The following is a 15,568-nucleotide window of genomic DNA, read 5'->3' on the forward strand; positions in this document are numbered from 1 at the left end:
AGCAGCAAGTACGCTGGCAGAAGAAGACTGACGCATTTTCAAAAAAAGCAAACCAGCCATGAATAAACATATGCTTGACTCGATTAACGGGACAATGTCGTAGGTACTCGAACTTTTGTTATCAACAGCAAATTTATATTCTTGCCCGTCTCTCAATACGGTCACTTGATGAACCCGTTCCACGGCTCTCCATTTATAAATCATAGGATTTTCGCCAGGGAGTTTTCCATCGACTTGCTTGATGATATCCCCGACTTTTACTTCCAGTTTCTTGTTTTCCTTTTCTCCCGCAAGCTCTTCAATTACCCATTCATTCTGTTGATTTAATGTAAGAAAAATTCCGTTATAGGGATATTTGAAGGTAATGAAAAGACACCATATCAGTACTCCGGCGAGAATCGACATAAATAACCAAGTCATAATTTTTTTTTGCATAGAGCTACTCCCTAATTACTTTTATTAAACTTTCTTGATATACTATATTCTAGTAAAATTGTCTAAAGAGAGGATGTCCTACATGCCAATCATCCGGTTAACTCCGCAATTACATCAGGTCGTACATGAATTCAAAAATGCTAGTTTAAACAAAAATGCAGGGAATATTGCCAATAACTTATCTACCGCAGAGTCTTCCGCAGTAATTAAAACGTTTAAGCAAACAAACCGGAAAGAAATTAGTAGCCGTTGGTTTTAACAAGTATTATTTTACCAAATAAAAAAGATATTGTATATTAGGTCTTTCCATCTATAAACATCTTTTTAGAAATATCCGGCTATTACTTACGATCTGTTCTGATTCAAAAACAATAAGGCAATATGACTATAACTACACTTTTCATGAAGTCAAAAATAGTATAGTCATTAGTCCTGCTTACGTTATTCTCGATTTTTGGAAAAGGTCCAACTGTAGTACACGTACAACATCAAATTCCCCACTCTCAAAAGAGGCGGGGGCTTGGAAATTTATTACCAAAAGCGATTTACCCTGCCCTACTACCAAAAAAAAGACCGCACCTGCTACCAGGTGCGGCGAGCTTGTTGAGAAAGTGGTCTAAGCAAAAATAGAGAAACATACGGAGGTGGAGTATCTACTGGAGAAGCGATAGCGGCCGCCTTTGTCTTCGGGAAATGTCCGCTACTTAGCGGCTTCCAATCAAATTTCCCGAAGACAAGAGTGGTCGGAAGTGGATACCCCATCCCTTCGTTACCTCTATACTCCCGTTTGACCACTTTCTCAACACTCTGACCGCACCTCTACCAGGTGCGGCCACTTATCACCTAACTCCAAACGTTAATCCACCAAGCTCCACAGCGCCGGCACGAGCGCCGGCTCCCAACCCGGCAGCGAAGTATGGGCTTGAAGCGCTTTATACGTTTTGCCGCCATAGGATACGAGGTCATTGACGTTATACGCTACGAACGGCGCCCATGGCTGCACTGTCGATGCCGTATCTGTCGTAACCGTCACCGGGTTGCTTGCAGCCGATACGTTGCCCGCGGCATCCTTCGCTTTAACCGTGAACGTGTAAGCCGTTTCGGGGGTCAGTCCGCTCACCGTGGCCGTTGTTCCTGCAACCGATGCGGCTAACGCAGAGCCATTATACACATCGTACCCGGTAACGCCGATATTGTCCGTGGAGGCATTCCATGACAGGGTTACGCTCGTCGAGGTCTTGCCCGTCGAAGTCAGGCCGGTAGGTGCGGTCGGCGGCTGCGTATCCGGGTCGGAGGACGTGGAGGTCGTCACCGTGACCGGGCTGCTAGCGGCCGATACGTTGCCGGCGGCATCCTTCGCTTTAACCGTGAACGTGTAGGCCGTTCCGGCCGACAATCCGCTCACGGTGGCCGTTGTGCCAGTAACGGATACGGCCAAGGCAGAGCCATTGTATACATCGTAGCCCGTTACGCCTACGTTATCCGTGGAGGCGTTCCATGACAGGGTTACGCTCGAATGCGTTTTGCCCGTCGAAATCAGGCCGGTCGGCGCTGTCGGCGGCTGCGTATCTTGCGCCGGGGGACTGCCTACGCCTACAGCGCCGTAAGCGGCTTTTACGGAGTTGACCTGCGTGGAGTTCGCCCCGAACAGATCGGTAGCCGCTTGAATCGCCGCCGCGCGGATCGCCGCAAAATTGGAGGATGGCGTCAAATATAATGTAAGCGTTTTATATATAATTTTTGCTGCGTCGCTGCGACCGATTCCCTTGACCGTCACCCCGTAATGCGTGCCGCCTTCCGCCAGCAAATAAAACGCTTTGTTGTTAATGCCGCTGTTAATATGCACACCTCCGTTATCGTCAGAGCCCCGGTACAGCTTGCTGTAATGGTCCGGCTGATTGTACAGCTCCGGATTTTCCATCGACCGCAAAGCGTCGCCCGGCTTGTTCGGCGTGTAGATGTCGTCGCCGATCAGCCAGTTTTTCCCTTGAATCGTATTGCCGAAAATATCCGATATTGACTCGTTGAGCGCGCCGGATTCGCCTTGGTAAATCAGCCCCGCCGAATGCTCGGTCACGCCATGCGTCAATTCGTGGCCGATGACGTCCAGATCCCCGGAGAAGGTGCGGAACAAGTTGCCGTCCCCATCGCCGTAGGCGATCTGTACGCCGTTCCAGAACGCGTTGTTATAGTTCCGGCCGTAGTGAACGCTGGATTTGATCGCAAGGCCATTGCCATCCAGACTATCCCGGCCGAAGTTGTTTTTGTAATAGTCGTAGACGACTTCGGCGTAAGCATGCGCGTCAACTGCTGCCGGGTCGGTCCATACGTTGTCCGAATCCGTCAGCAGCGTGCCCGGAAGCGACTGGCTATAATTCGCAGAATACGTAATAATGCCTTTTCCGCGCGTGTTATCCTGAAGCACGTACTGCGACCCGCTTGCCGTAGTCGTGAAGGTCTTCGTATCGCCAAGCACGCCCACGCCCGTACCGGTAGCATGATCGAGCATGCTGAACTTGTTGACGATGTTTCCGTTGTCCGCGTTAATGAAGTAACGCACGCGCTCTGGGGAAGGCTCCAGCACGTTGACTTCAGTCGTGTAAACGAGAAGGTTTTGCCCGTTGTGTGGGTAAATATTCAGCTCCGCCGTTTGCTCCCTCTGCTGGCTCCCCAGCTTGCCGATCCGCTTCTCGGTATCTTGATTAGCGATCGCAATCGCCTTCTCCGCGCTAATTTTGGGCGTCAGAGGGACCAGGGATTGCTGCCCCGAATCCGGAACGGTACTTCCGATGTACGACGTCACATTGCCCTGCTTGTCAAAATGCAGCGTTTGATCCGCGCCGAATACGGGAATTCCCTGAATATACTGCTTCAGCCGGACGTGTCGCGTTCCGGTCTCGGCATCGGTCACCTGCTGTGTAATTCGAATGCTTTGCTTCGTGTCCCCGGCCAATCCGAGCACGCCTTTCTTGGACTCCAAATATCCCCAGACCTTGTCTTCGTTCGACATGCCTTGCGGGGCGATCCACGTTTCCCCGATGAATCGCGGTGCGGCCGTTTGTACAAGCCCGCCTTCGGAACCGTTCGACGCGTTCGGTGCTGCACCTGCCGGCAAGGCAGCCGTCGTCATCATGGCCCCCAGGGCAATGACGGTAAACACTTTTTTCATAACAAAACTCATCTCCCATCGTTCGATTTTACTTCCAGCCAAGCCTGCAATCGGTCAATCTATAAGTACTCATCCCTCCTTACATGGTTTTATGGCAGACAAAAGCCTCTATGCGAGTACAACAAGATGTCCGCATCGGGAAAACAACAAAAAAAAGGATAGCTGTTCACCATAGCGAAAACGGGCTCACCCCTGGGTGTCTGCACGCGTTAGCCTATTTTGGAACCGCTTTCCTTTTTTTTAAGAATACTGTAATCTGTCATTGCTGTCAATTAGCCTTTGGTCAATTTTTTATAAAGTTAAGTCTGTCGCAGAGGTCTCCATGGCAGTCTGCCCCGGCACGGTCTCATAAACAAAAGACCTCTGCAGCATTCTACAAAACCGTTCTCTCCATCCGCCTACGTCTTTTGAATCTGATTCGCCCGTTCGTACAGCACCCTGCGCAGCAATTTGCCCGACCCGGTCTTGGGCAGCTCGTTCAAAAACTCGACTTTGCGCGGATATTTATATACGGCCATATGCTCTTTGGCCCACTCGACGATATCCTGCTCCGTCACTTTTCCGACCGCTTCGTCCTTGAGCACGATATACGCCTTCACTTCCTCGCCCCGGTAATCGTGGGCTACGCCAACGACGCACACTTCTTTAATCGCGGTATGCTTGTGCATGATACTTTCCACCTCATTAGGGAAGACGGAGAAGCCCGACGATTTGATCAATTCCTTCTTCCGGCCGGAAATATGGACGTAGCCGTCCTCGTCCACGTGTCCTAAATCCCCGCTTAAAAACCATCCGTCGACAAACGCGGCCGCCGTAGCCTGCGGGTTTTTCCAGTATCCCTTCATGACCATCGGTCCTTTGAAAGCGAGTTCTCCCTGCTGTCCGGGCGGAACCTCCACGGTCGGATCGTCTATGGCAACGACGCGAACGTCCGAATCCATCAGTGGGATGCCCGCTGAGCCTACCCTCGCGTTTTCCATAAAATTCATCGTAATCTGGGCCGTTGTCTCGCTCAGGCCATAGCCTTCCAGCAGCCGGGTGCGGGTGACTTCATAGAAGCGCTCAAAGATCGGCTTAGGCACCGGAGCGCCCCCCGACAGGCAGCCCGACAGGGAAGACAGATCGTAATTCGCCGCGTTCGGGTGGTTTATGACCGCGATATTCATCGTAGCCGTGCTTACCCAATGCTGGATTTTCAATTTGTGAATCGCTTCCAAAACGACGTCCGGCACAAAACGGTGAAACAGTATGATCTCGCCTCCATTGCAGAGCGGCGACCCCATGCAGTTGATCAGGCCGATAACATGAAACAAAGGCATCGCCGCCAAATGGCGATCGCGCGGCTTCGTTCGCACCCCGTCCCTGAACGAGAACGCGTTAGCCACAATATTGCGGTGCGTGAGCTCCGCGCCTTTGGGCATGCCTGTCGTTCCCGAAGTATATTGCAGCACGCCGGTATCGTCCAGGCACGCATTGGCCGGAGGAATCGGATCGTTGTAATGGATCAGCTCCAGAATACGCTCCTCTCCCGGAAGCCTGCTTATCGTTCTCTCCACAGGACCGAACGACATCGGAAACTCCGGGTGATCCGGGGCAAAATCCGTCAGCGCCGTCGAGATGATCTGCAGCCCGGGAAACTCTGGCAAAATCGGGCACAAATGCTTCAGCAAACACTCCTGAATGAAGATCGCCTTAGGCTCGGCGTCTCCCAGCAAATGGCTCAGCTCCGCCCGCTTGAACATCGGATTCATGGGCACCGCTATCGCCCCCAGACGCTGGACGGCCAGAAACGCCATGATAAACTGCGGGCTATTCTCCATATAGAGGGCGACGGTGTCGCCCTTGCCCACGCCTCTTGCATGCAGTTGGGCGGCGAGCTGCATGTACATCTCCGCCAGCTCGCCGTACGTGATCGTCTTGCCATAGAAGTAAACCGCCGTATCGTCGGGATTTGTTCGCGCATGTTCCTCCACATAGTTTTCCAGGACCTTGTCTTCAAAGATGAAATGCCGCGGAACATCTTTGGGCCACACCTTGTACCATGCTTTTTCCATGCTTACCCCTCCATATCGTTATTCGGTCTTCGCAAGCCTGCCTTCCTCGTAAGCAACGCACGCGCCTTCATAGATGGCTCGCTTGGCATCCAGCTCTCCCGGGAATCGGGCTCCGCCGATCTTGACGACAGGAATGCCCACCCGCTGCACGAGCTGGTCATCCCACGCTTCGGATAGTTGTCCGGCGGCGAGAATGACGGTGTCGGCGGGAATTTTTTTCGTTTCCGGCCCTTGATCCGTCTGCAGCTGTATGACAACTCCGTCTTCGTCAATGCGCTCGTAGCTTAAGTCGGTCACAAATTGAACCTTCTTCTGCCGCAGATGCGAGAGGAGCGCCCAACGGGTCGTTTTGCCGAGCGTTTCGCCGGGCTTGCCTTTTCTGCGAAGCAGATAAATTTCACGCTCCGCCTGCTCGGATAAGTAATGCGCCAGATCGCAGCCGATCCCTCCCGCTCCGATGATCACGACCCGCTTCCCGACTTCTGCATCCCCCCGGAGCACTTGCTGATACGTCAATACGTGAGGAAGCGAGGTGCCCGGCAGCTCCGGGATTCGCGGCTTGATGCCGCTGGCCAGCACGACCAGATCCGGAGCAAGAGCGACGATCTCCTCCGGCGTCGGACTATGGTTTAAGCGGATCTCTACGCCTAAACGGCGCAATTCATGCTGATAATAGCGCAGCGTTTCGGCAAACTCCTGCTTGCCGGGAATCCGCTTCGCCAGGTTTAACTGCCCGCCCAACCGGTCATCCTTTTCGTACAGCACGACGCGCTCACCAATTTCGGCCAATGCCCGCGCCGCCTCCATCCCGGCGGCCCCTCCGCCGATGACCGCGATGTGGCGGGGACGGTGCACCCTGAAAGGCTTCCACTTCGATTCCCGGCCCACCCTCGGATTGACCAGACATGAGGCAGGCAGGCCGTCAAATACTTGATCGAGACATGCCTGATTGCAAGCAATACAGGTGTTGATCCGGTCGAATTGCCCGGCGCGGGCTTTGCGCAGCAGATCGGGGTCCGCCAGAAACGGACGCGCCATCGATACCAGATCGCACGCTCCACGCTGCAGCAGCTCATCGGCCAGCCGGGGATCGTTAATCCGGTTGCTCCCGATCACCGGAACGTTCACCGCCCGTTTGATCTTTTCCGCGATGTGAATATATCCGGCCCGGGGCACCATCATGGAGATGGTCGGCACCTGGGATTCGTGCCAGCCGATTCCCACGTTAATCGCATCCGCTCCGGCGTCTGCGACCATGCCGGCGAATTGCAGCGTTTCTTCCTCCGTCGTGCTGTCCGGGACCAGATCGGCGCCGGATAGCCGGAAAATGACCGGATAGCCGGGCCCGACCGCTTCGCGGACCGCTTGAACGATGCGCAGCGCAAATTTTGTCCGGTGCTCGAACGAGCCGCCCCATGCATCGGTGCGTTTATTGGTCGCCGGGGATAGGAATTGATTGATCAGATACCCTTCCGACCCCATAATTTCGACGGCATCGAATCCAAGGTCCGCCGCCTTCTTCGCGCTAACCGCATAACGGGCGATCAGCTCCTCGATTTCCTCGTTGGCAAGCTCCCTTGGCGTGTGACGATGGATCGGCGAACGGATGGCGGAGGGGGCCACCGCGGGAATACCCGTCAGATCCGAATAGGCATACCGCCCCGCGTGAAACAATTGGGCGGCGATCCGCCCTCCGGCCGCATGCACCTGAGCCGTCAAGCTTTCCATATGCTTGCAATGCTCATCGGCGTAAAATCCCATGAAGTTATGGCCGCCGTCCCCTTCGGGCGACACGGAAATGCCGCCCGTTACGATCAAGCCGGGACCGTCCTGACCGGCTCTTTCCTTATAGAAATCAATCAAGGCTTGACTGCCCGCTTCTTCCCCCTCCAGCCCGGTATGCATAGAGCCCATAAGGACACGGTTGGGAAGCTCTAAACAACCCAAGCGTATCGGTTGAAACAACTGATCCAGCTTCATTGTCTCTCTCCCTTTCGTTTCACAGGACCTGCTATATTCATCATTTATATGCAGGACTTGCCATTTATAACATCCGGTTCATAGGTTAGGTTTACATCCCGGATTCAACCTGCGTATAATTAGATTTATTTATGTCTATTTATACCTAAATAGCATTAATTCATACGATTTTGTTGAAGTTGAGGGTATCCGATGCGTGAGCTTTCTTTAGAACTTTTGCCGAATCAAGCGCCTTTATTTTTTCAAATTTACGGTTATTTCAAAGATGGGATCCGACAGGGGCAGTTGCCGTACGGCTCATTTCTCCCTTCCATTCGAAGCTGCGCCCGCACGCTGAAAGTCAGCAAAAATACGGTTGAAACCGCGTATCAGCTTCTCGTCTCGGAAGGTTACCTCCGCACCATTCCCAAAAAAGGCTATCAGGTGGTTCATCAAGCCGAAACGCTCGTTCCTGATCCGGGATCGGCTTCAAGCGATGCTTCGAACAAAGATATCCAAATCGATTTTCGGTACGGGAATATCGAGCTGTCCGCTTTTCCGTTCCATTCATGGAACAAAGCGCGCAACACGCTGATCGCGCATTATCAAAGCAAGTATGAAGTGGAAGGACATTCCCAAGGCGAGTACCTGTTAAGGAACGAGCTGTCCCGGCTGTTGTATGAATCCAGAGGCGTGGTGTCCGGGCCCGGGCAGATGATTATCGGCTCTACGCCTCAGCAGCTCTTATCCCTGTTAAGCCAGCTTCTGGACAAGAACCGGAATGTCATCGGCGTCGAAAACCCCGGCTATGACGGGGCAAGAAATACGTTGATCAACCATGGCTTTCAAGTCCGTGCAATTCCGCTGGCCGAAGACGGTATCTCGATCGAAGAGCTTGAGAAGAGCAAGTCGAATGTGGTGTATGTGAGTCCTTCCCAGCAATTCCGAAACAAGCTGGCGATGTCTCAAGACAAACGGCAGCAGTTGATTCGTTGGGTCCGTTCACGCGCAGGTGCGGGTTTGGTTAAATACATCATCGAGGATGACTACGAATGGGAGTTCAGGTATGACGATCGTTATTTGCCGTCCATTCAAAGTCTGGCTCCCGAGAAGATCATGTACATCGGAAGCTTTTCCAAAACTTTGATGCCGGTCGCCAATCTAAGCTATCTGGTGCTTCCCAAGGCGATGCTGCCTTTATTTCGCTTGAAAGTAAGGGAATACGACCAGCCTGTTTCGCGGCTCGATCAGCTGACCTTGGCCCACTATATAGCCGACGGCTATTGGCATAAGCATTTGCTCAAGATGCGGAAGCACTATGAAGAGAAGCGGGAAGCTCTATTCGAAGCCATATCCCGGTACGAGTCGTACTTTGTGGAGGTCGAGGGAAAAGATACCGGGCTGCACGCTATCCTGACCGTGAAAACAACGAAATCCGAATCGGAGCTCATTGCGTCAGCGTTGGAAAAAGGCGTCAAGGTTTACGGGACATCCAGGTACTGGCTTCATCCTGCAGGCGAGTATCCTGCCATCCTGCTTGGTTATGGAGCCTTGAGCTGCGACGAGATTCGTATGGGCATCCGGCGGTTGACCGAAGCTTGGTTCGGCCCTGCTTGAAATTGGCTTGTCCTACCGATTTTCGTGATTCTGTCCCTTTCGCTGTCACCCAAATTCATTATGATTGGTAGTAGTACTGCTAGCGAGGTGAATGACAGATGAACTTTATTTTCGACATGGACGGGACGATCTGCTTTAAAGGGCAGCCCATTTCCAAAAGCATTCTGGATTGTTTGCTGGAATTGCAGGAAGCCGGCCATTTTATCGGCTTCGCTTCCGCGCGGCCTTACCGCGATATGCTGCCCGTTCTGGACGAGCGGTTTCACGACCACCTTCTCATCGGAGCGAACGGAGCGATGGCTCATTACCAGGGACAGCCTCTCTACTTGAATGCCATTCCCGCCGAACTGGCCCGCGAAATCGTAGCCATTCTGGATGAATTCCAGGCCGAATATCTGATTGACGACAAGCTGAACTATGCTTTAAAGTCGCATCGGCCTCATCCTCTGCTCATGAGTCTGGACCAGAACAAGCTTGCGGAATGCGTAGACGTGACCCGGATCGAAGCTTTCGTTAAAATTGTCGTTTTGGCTTGCGACAGGTTTAAAGAATTGGCGAACATCCTTTCCCGGCTGGATGTGACGATTCATTACCATTCGGCGGAAGGCATCCTGGATCTTACTTCGAGCAACGTCAACAAAATGAGAGGCCTGAAGCAAACCGGCCTCGAGCTGGAGCCGTTTATTTGCCTGGGCAACGATATGAACGATCTCCCGCTGTTCGAAAAGGCTCTCCATTCCGTCGTCATCGGGGAATTCGCGCCCCTGCTGCATATCGCCAAAGAACAAATTCCAATGGATGACCGGGTGGAACAAACTATTATATCCAAGCTGAAGGAGCTTAGCGCATGAATTCCAATATGACCCAACGACACTTATCGCTGCGGGAAGCTGAGACGAAAGCGGTCGAGCTGTTCAGAGCGATCGAAGAAAAAGGCCTGCTGCGCAGCGGCGTGACCGAAAAGCAAATCAATCGTGAAATTTACGAGCTGGCGTTTCAAATGTTCGGCATCAAAAAATATTGGCACAAGCGCATTGTACGGGCCGGCAGAAATACGCTGTACCCTTACCGGGAAAATCCCCCGGACTTAACCGTTTCCGAGGGAGATATTTTGTTTCTCGACTTTGGTCCGATCTTCGAAGACTGGGAAGCCGATTTCGGCCGCACCTACGTGCTGGGTGACGACCCGATCAAATTAAAGCTGCAGAGCGACATCGCTCTGGCATGGGCGGAAGGGAAAGCCTTCTTCCAATCCCAGCCCCAGATTACCGGCAGCGAGCTGTTTGCTTTTGTAAGCGGGCTTGCGGCAAAATACGGCTGGGAATTCGGAGGCACGCACGCGGGACATCTCATCGGCGAATTCCCTCACGAGCAGATCCAGGGTGAAGATGTCGAGAACTACATTCATCCCGACAACAACATTCCCATGAGAGACCCGGATCAGAACGGCCGTCCGCGGGACTGGATCTTGGAGATCCATTTTATCGATCGGGAGCTTGAAATCGGCGGTTTTACGGAACAGCTGTTGACCGTTGAATAGAATGCAAGGCTCGATCCCCCCTGCCAACGGGGGGATTCCCCTACCCGAGCGGCGCTGTCATTCGAAGGAATTCCTCCTTTCTATCGGTACGCTTCTTTACGCTTCTTTAACATGACTTCGACACACTTCCTGTAAATTCCTTCTATGGAATATAATGATGTTCACTTGGAATCTGCATATTGGACGGTCCGCTCCTGGAGCTTGCTTGCATTTGCTTGCGCACCGCTAGGGGACGCTTCACGTTTGCCTCCGTGCCGAAGCCGAGGAAGAAGTGCACTGCCCATGGTGTGTACGACGCGCTCATCCTTGTGCGAATCGTGTCCGAGCCGTCCTCGGCAGCTCGATGGACTGGAACAGCAATTTCAGTCCACGAATAATCGAGAATCATTGGGGTACGATATATCAGGACATATGTAACAAAATCAAGGAGGTAAAAATTGGATGGCTAAAGGTTATTCGCTTCACATAGGCTTGAACTCTGTTGATCCTCAACATTACTCAGGTTGGGACGGCAAATTAAAAGCCTGTGAAGCAGATGCTTTAGATATGGAGAAGATCTCACAGGCTCTTAATTATAGCAACATATCAACTTTGTTAACTGCAAATGCCACTTTAAAAAACGTGACCGCTGAGATAAAAAAAGCAGCCGAAGCTTTAGAAAGCGGGGATATATTTTTCCTTTCTTATTCTGGACATGGCGGGCAGGTTCCTGATTTGAATAATGATGAATCTGATGGTACTGATGAAACATGGTGTCTGTATGATGGGCAATTATTAGATGATGAATTGAGTGAATTATGGTATGTGTTTAAAAAAGATGTCCGGGTTATTGTTTTATCAGACTCCTGCCATAGTGGAACAGTAACCAGAGCTCGTGCATACGGTTTATCTTTAGATACAAATTTTGACGTGCAAAAAGAAATTAGATACCGTTACTTACCACTGGATATTGCTACGGAAACATTTAACCAGAACAAAGCTTACTATACAATGAAACAACAAAAAACAACATCTAATAATACAAATATACAGTGTACAGTAAAACTGATTTCAGGATGCCAGGATAATCAAACATCGGCAGATGGAGATATCAATGGCTTGTTCACGGAGAAATTAGTGGCGGTTTGGGATAATGGTAATTTTCGAGGCAACTATCTAGATTTCTATAATAAAATTAAAAGTTTAATGCCGCCAATCCAAACTCCAAATTTATATAACATAGGAGCATCCAACCCAGACTTTGATAATCAATCGCCATTTTCGATACAAAGCAACACATTGCCTGTGGATAGAAATGCTAAAGAGAATGTTATCTTATCCAATGGATGAACAGTTCTCTTGTGTGCCTCGAAATGACCCCCCAGGAGAAAGGGCGAGTTCCGTCAAAACCTAAAGGCATAAACTCAGCGAGTTTATGCCTCAGAGTGTTGAGAAAGTGGTCAAACGGGATTATAGGGTAACGAAGGGGTGGGGTATCCACTTCCAACCACTCTTGTCTTCGGGAAATTTGATTGGAAGCCGCTTACTAGTGGACATTTCCCGAAGACAAAGGCGGCCGCTATCGCTTCTCCAGCGGATACCCCACCTCCGTATGTTTCTCTATTTTTGTTTAGACCACTTTCTCAACAAGCTCAGGCATAAACTCAACGAGTTTATGCCTTTCCTTCCTTCAGCTTCTTGCGGGCCAATTTTTTAAACACGTCAATGGCATGACTGTCGAGCGAAAAGAATACATCGTCTTCGTCTTCCTCGTCGATTTCCACTTCAAGGTTGTCCACCTGGCCGGTGAGCATGTCAATAAACTCGCTAAGGCTGGAAGCAAGCACATATTTGTCGTCTTCATCTCTTCCGAAATTGATGATCTGTCCGGGGGTTCCATCCGGGCCGGGGTTCATGTCGAAGCCGACGGCGTTGCCCGACCCGTCGTAAAATACGGGAATCCATCCGGTGTCCGCATAGACGGGTCGAATGACTCCGGCCGGATGGGATTGGCAAAACTCTCCAAGCTCCCGCAAGCCTTCGTCCCCTTCCGATTCGATAAGCTCCTTCCACTCGCTCCACCTGCGGTACATCTCCCCGACTGACAAAAAATCCAAAGCGTAAACGACGCCGTACTGGTGATTTTGCCCATTATTCAGCCTATACAGCTGCTTCAGTTCCGAAGGCAGCTCCATTCCCATTTGGCGCTCGATGTCGGCAATTTCTTCAGGCAAGGCCGGGCCGTTTAAATAGCAGTCGAAACGGCCGGCTTTTCGATTCATGGCGCCAACGAATGAAGTCCATGCTGCAGCAATAGAAACGTTGTTGTTCAAAGGAGTTCCTCTTCTCTATAAGAATTGTGTGTTTAGTTGCGTTTTATTGGATTTAGTTTGACTTTCTCCCCTAACGAGGATTATGATAAACGTAACGAAAGGGGAGAGCTCATCCATGAAACCAATCGCTCGTGTCATTATTATCGGCTGGGACGGAGCAGGCAATTTCGTAACGTCTGCGAATACGCAGAACCTGGACCGGCTCGTCCGGATGGGGACGTTCGACTTCCATGCCCAGACGGCAACGCCGACGATCAGCGCGCAATGCTGGGGATCGCTTTTGCACGGCGTCGCGCCGGACAAGCACGGGTTGACCAACGAAGCCGCAAGCAGCCACACGTACCCGGACGACTCGCCGTATCCGTCGATTTTTCGCGTCGTGCGCGAGGCCTATCCCGACGCCGTATTGGCCGCATTCAGCGCGTGGTCCCCGATCAACGACGGCATTATCGAACCGTCCATCGGCGTCCATAAAGTATCGATGAAGGACCGTGAGCTGTCGCTGGCCGCAGCCGCATATATCCGGGAGCACCCTGAACTGAAGCTGATGTACGTTCAACTGGATTTGCCGGACGCGGCCGGTCACCGACACGGGTACAATACGCCCGAACAGCTGCGTGCGATCGAAGAAGCGGATGAGCATACGGGATTTATCCTCGATGCGCTCGAACAAACGGGACTTCTGGATGACAGCTTGCTCATCCTCGTGTCCGACCATGGCGGCGGCGGTGCCGATCCGCGGGACCACGGCAGCGATCATCCGATGGACAAGACGATCTTTTGGGGCTGCGTCGGTCCGGGCATCGGGCGCGGCGCTTCGTTTCCGGGCACGATGACGATCACCGACACGGCGGCCGTCGTCGTCCGGGCGTTCGGCATCGAAGCTCCCGCCTCGTGGGAAGCGAAGCTTCCGCAAGGACTTTTCGTGGAATAATGTCGCTAAGATGCCGTTTTGAAGGGCCCCCAGGTTTGATCACCCGCGCCTCGGGGCCCTCAATCACAAGGAAATCCACATCGATTCCATGGAAAATCGCCAGCGGGACAAATTCGTCGCCAAAGCTCATTCCGCCCATACATCATCGGTTGCATGCCCCCCACTCCCCCATATCCACAATGAATAAAGCCCCATTCTCTCTATAAAATTCTAACATAGATATTCACTCGATGTTTTAACATGTCGTTTTCGTGAAGATATTAACTATTCGTCGGGCGCAGTCGAAATATATTTTAGAATTAAAACGTTGGATAATAAAGGAAACTGACTTAACAAAAGTTGGTCTTTAACCTTAACAGGAGGTGATGCGCTATAAATTTTTAGCATAGCGCGTACACCTTACATCTGAACAGCAAATCAAGCACGACACTAAAGGAGGAAAATGATATGAATTACAGAAAGGCACTGAAGGCTCTCGCCGTCACGGCTTTGTTAGCATCCGCGCTCTCCGTCAGCGTGACAAAATCTTACGCGGCGGCCCCAACGGTTCTCGGTTATTATACGGAGGATTCTACCGAAGCTTTTCCTAAGTTTCACAGTTACATGAATCAAATTTCCACAGATACGTTTAATACCGATATCAACGGAAATATCATCGGCAAGGTGCCGACGCAAGCCGTGAACTACGCCAATTCGGTGAAGGTGCTGCCTTACGCCTTGGTGTCCAATTACCGCGATCACGATTGGGACAGCAATATCGCGCACAATGTCCTGACGAACCCGACAGCCAAAAGCAACCTGATCAAAAATATGCTTAATCTGGTGAAAAAAAATAAATACAAAGGGATTAACATCGACTTCGAAGCGGTTTTGCCCGAGGATCGCGCGGCGATGACGAAATTCGTTCAAGAGGTTGCCGGCAAAATGAAGGCAAACGGATTCCTGACCATGGTCTCGGTTCCCGCCAAGTCGGAGGACGATCCGTCGGATTCATGGACGGGGGCTTTCGATTTTGAGGAGCTGGGCAAGGCCGCCGACGTCATTCAAGTGATGACCTACGACGAGCATGGCGTATGGAGCGATCCGGGATCGGTCGCGAGCAATCCGTGGATCGAAGCCTCTCTCCACTTCGCGATCACGTACGTTCCTTCGGAGAAAGTGCTTATGGGGCTTCCGGCGTACGGCAATGACTGGAACTTGTCCGATCCGTCGAACAAAAGCAATCGATTAATCGAATGGAAGGATATGCCCAAGCTGCTTGCTTCCACCAAAGCCACCCCGATACGGGACGCCGTGACGGGATCGATGTATTTCAACTACACGGATACGGACGGTTCCAAGCATGTCGTTTGGTATGAAGACGAGGCATCGATCAAGCAAAAAACGCAATATACCAAAACCTACTGGCTTGCCGGCGTATCGGTATACGCGATGGGAATGGAAGATCAAAGGTTCTGGGAAGCCGTCTCGGCGGGTTTGAAATAAATAGGGTTGAAAATAACAATCGGCCGCTTCTCTCCCCGAGAGACGGCCGCTTGCTCTTTTTTT

At 51.6% G+C, this 15,568-nt stretch carries 11 protein-coding genes; 6 read left to right on the forward strand and 5 right to left on the reverse strand.

Annotated features, from left to right (window positions below; genetic code table 11):
- Nucleotides 1–1,291 precede the first annotated feature (1,291 nt).
- The 3 genes from KQX66_RS01560 to KQX66_RS01570 form a co-directional block, all read right to left on the reverse strand.
- A complete protein-coding gene (locus KQX66_RS01560; protein ID WP_216788951.1) occupies nt 1,292–3,604 on the reverse strand; it encodes a M4 family metallopeptidase in 2,313 nt (770 codons plus the stop codon).
- A 398-nt stretch (nt 3,605–4,002) separates the two neighbouring features.
- On the reverse strand, nt 4,003–5,658 hold the full coding sequence (locus KQX66_RS01565) for an AMP-binding protein (protein ID WP_216788952.1): 1,656 nt from the start codon (nt 5,656–5,658) through the stop codon (nt 4,003–4,005).
- An 18-nt stretch (nt 5,659–5,676) separates the two neighbouring features.
- Nucleotides 5,677–7,638, reverse strand: a complete 1,962-nt coding sequence (locus tag KQX66_RS01570) for an NADPH-dependent 2,4-dienoyl-CoA reductase (protein ID WP_216788954.1) — start codon at nt 7,636–7,638, stop codon at nt 5,677–5,679.
- A gap of 192 nt (nt 7,639–7,830) precedes the next feature.
- Here KQX66_RS01570 and pdxR point away from each other — a divergent pair, with 192 nt between their 5' ends.
- From pdxR to KQX66_RS01585, 3 genes are all read left to right on the forward strand, one after another.
- Complete coding sequence (gene pdxR / locus KQX66_RS01575) at nt 7,831–9,234, forward strand: MocR-like pyridoxine biosynthesis transcription factor PdxR (RefSeq protein ID WP_216788955.1); 1,404 nt, start codon at nt 7,831–7,833, stop codon at nt 9,232–9,234.
- A gap of 98 nt (nt 9,235–9,332) precedes the next feature.
- Complete coding sequence (locus tag KQX66_RS01580) at nt 9,333–10,085, forward strand: HAD-IIB family hydrolase (protein WP_216788956.1); 753 nt, start codon at nt 9,333–9,335, stop codon at nt 10,083–10,085.
- Nucleotides 10,082–10,774, forward strand: a complete 693-nt coding sequence (locus KQX66_RS01585) for a M24 family metallopeptidase (protein WP_216788957.1) — start codon at nt 10,082–10,084, stop codon at nt 10,772–10,774. Before KQX66_RS01580 ends, KQX66_RS01585 begins: the two co-directional genes overlap by 4 nt.
- A 142-nt stretch (nt 10,775–10,916) precedes the next feature.
- On the opposite strand, the gene KQX66_RS38785 is transcribed toward KQX66_RS01585, so the two are convergent.
- A complete protein-coding gene (locus KQX66_RS38785; RefSeq protein ID WP_368858142.1) occupies nt 10,917–11,162 on the reverse strand; it encodes a WCX domain-containing protein in 246 nt (81 codons plus the stop codon).
- A gap of 53 nt (nt 11,163–11,215) precedes the next feature.
- Here KQX66_RS38785 and KQX66_RS01590 point away from each other — a divergent pair, with 53 nt between their 5' ends.
- Nucleotides 11,216–12,103 carry a caspase family protein gene (locus tag KQX66_RS01590; RefSeq protein WP_216788958.1) on the forward strand — a complete coding sequence of 296 codons (888 nt, stop codon included), beginning with the start codon at nt 11,216–11,218 and terminating at the stop codon, nt 12,101–12,103.
- Nucleotides 12,104–12,426: 323 nt separating this feature from the next.
- Here KQX66_RS01590 and KQX66_RS01595 read toward each other — a convergent pair whose 3' ends face one another.
- Nucleotides 12,427–13,086 carry an SMI1/KNR4 family protein gene (locus tag KQX66_RS01595; RefSeq protein WP_216788960.1) on the reverse strand — a complete coding sequence of 220 codons (660 nt, stop codon included), beginning with the start codon at nt 13,084–13,086 and terminating at the stop codon, nt 12,427–12,429.
- Between the two features lie 115 nt (nt 13,087–13,201).
- On the opposite strand from KQX66_RS01595, the gene KQX66_RS01600 reads away from it, so the two are divergent.
- Together KQX66_RS01600 and KQX66_RS01605 are read left to right on the forward strand one after the other, a co-directional pair.
- Nucleotides 13,202–14,020: an alkaline phosphatase family protein gene (locus tag KQX66_RS01600; RefSeq protein ID WP_216788962.1), complete on the forward strand. Its 819-nt coding sequence runs from the start codon at nt 13,202–13,204 to the stop codon at nt 14,018–14,020.
- A gap of 447 nt (nt 14,021–14,467) precedes the next feature.
- Nucleotides 14,468–15,505 (forward strand): glycosyl hydrolase family 18 protein, encoded by a 1,038-nt coding sequence (locus KQX66_RS01605; protein WP_216788964.1) that lies wholly within the window; start codon nt 14,468–14,470, stop codon nt 15,503–15,505.
- Nucleotides 15,506–15,568 lie beyond the last annotated feature (63 nt).

This window comes from Paenibacillus oleatilyticus, from assembly GCF_018998565.1.
Lineage (GTDB): Bacteria > Bacillota > Bacilli > Paenibacillales > NBRC-103111 > Paenibacillus_G > Paenibacillus_G oleatilyticus.

Bases quoted from the DNA above. Each gene is read 5' to 3' on its own strand.
- KQX66_RS01605 (WP_216788964.1), top strand. From the start codon at position 14,468: ATGAATTACAGAAAGGCACTGAAGGCTCTCGCCGTCACGGCTTTGTTA.
- KQX66_RS01565 (WP_216788952.1), bottom strand. From the start codon at position 5,658: ATGGAAAAAGCATGGTACAAGGTGTGGCCCAAAGATGTTCCGCGGCAT.
- KQX66_RS01570 (WP_216788954.1), bottom strand. From the start codon at position 7,638: ATGAAGCTGGATCAGTTGTTTCAACCGATACGCTTGGGTTGTTTAGAG.
- KQX66_RS01585 (WP_216788957.1), top strand. From the start codon at position 10,082: ATGAATTCCAATATGACCCAACGACACTTATCGCTGCGGGAAGCTGAG.
- KQX66_RS01600 (WP_216788962.1), top strand. From the start codon at position 13,202: ATGAAACCAATCGCTCGTGTCATTATTATCGGCTGGGACGGAGCAGGC.
- KQX66_RS01590 (WP_216788958.1), top strand. From the start codon at position 11,216: ATGGCTAAAGGTTATTCGCTTCACATAGGCTTGAACTCTGTTGATCCT.
- KQX66_RS01560 (WP_216788951.1), bottom strand. From the start codon at position 3,604: ATGAAAAAAGTGTTTACCGTCATTGCCCTGGGGGCCATGATGACGACG.
- KQX66_RS01580 (WP_216788956.1), top strand. From the start codon at position 9,333: ATGAACTTTATTTTCGACATGGACGGGACGATCTGCTTTAAAGGGCAG.
- pdxR (WP_216788955.1), top strand. From the start codon at position 7,831: ATGCGTGAGCTTTCTTTAGAACTTTTGCCGAATCAAGCGCCTTTATTT.
- KQX66_RS38785 (WP_368858142.1), bottom strand. From the start codon at position 11,162: ATGATTCTCGATTATTCGTGGACTGAAATTGCTGTTCCAGTCCATCGA.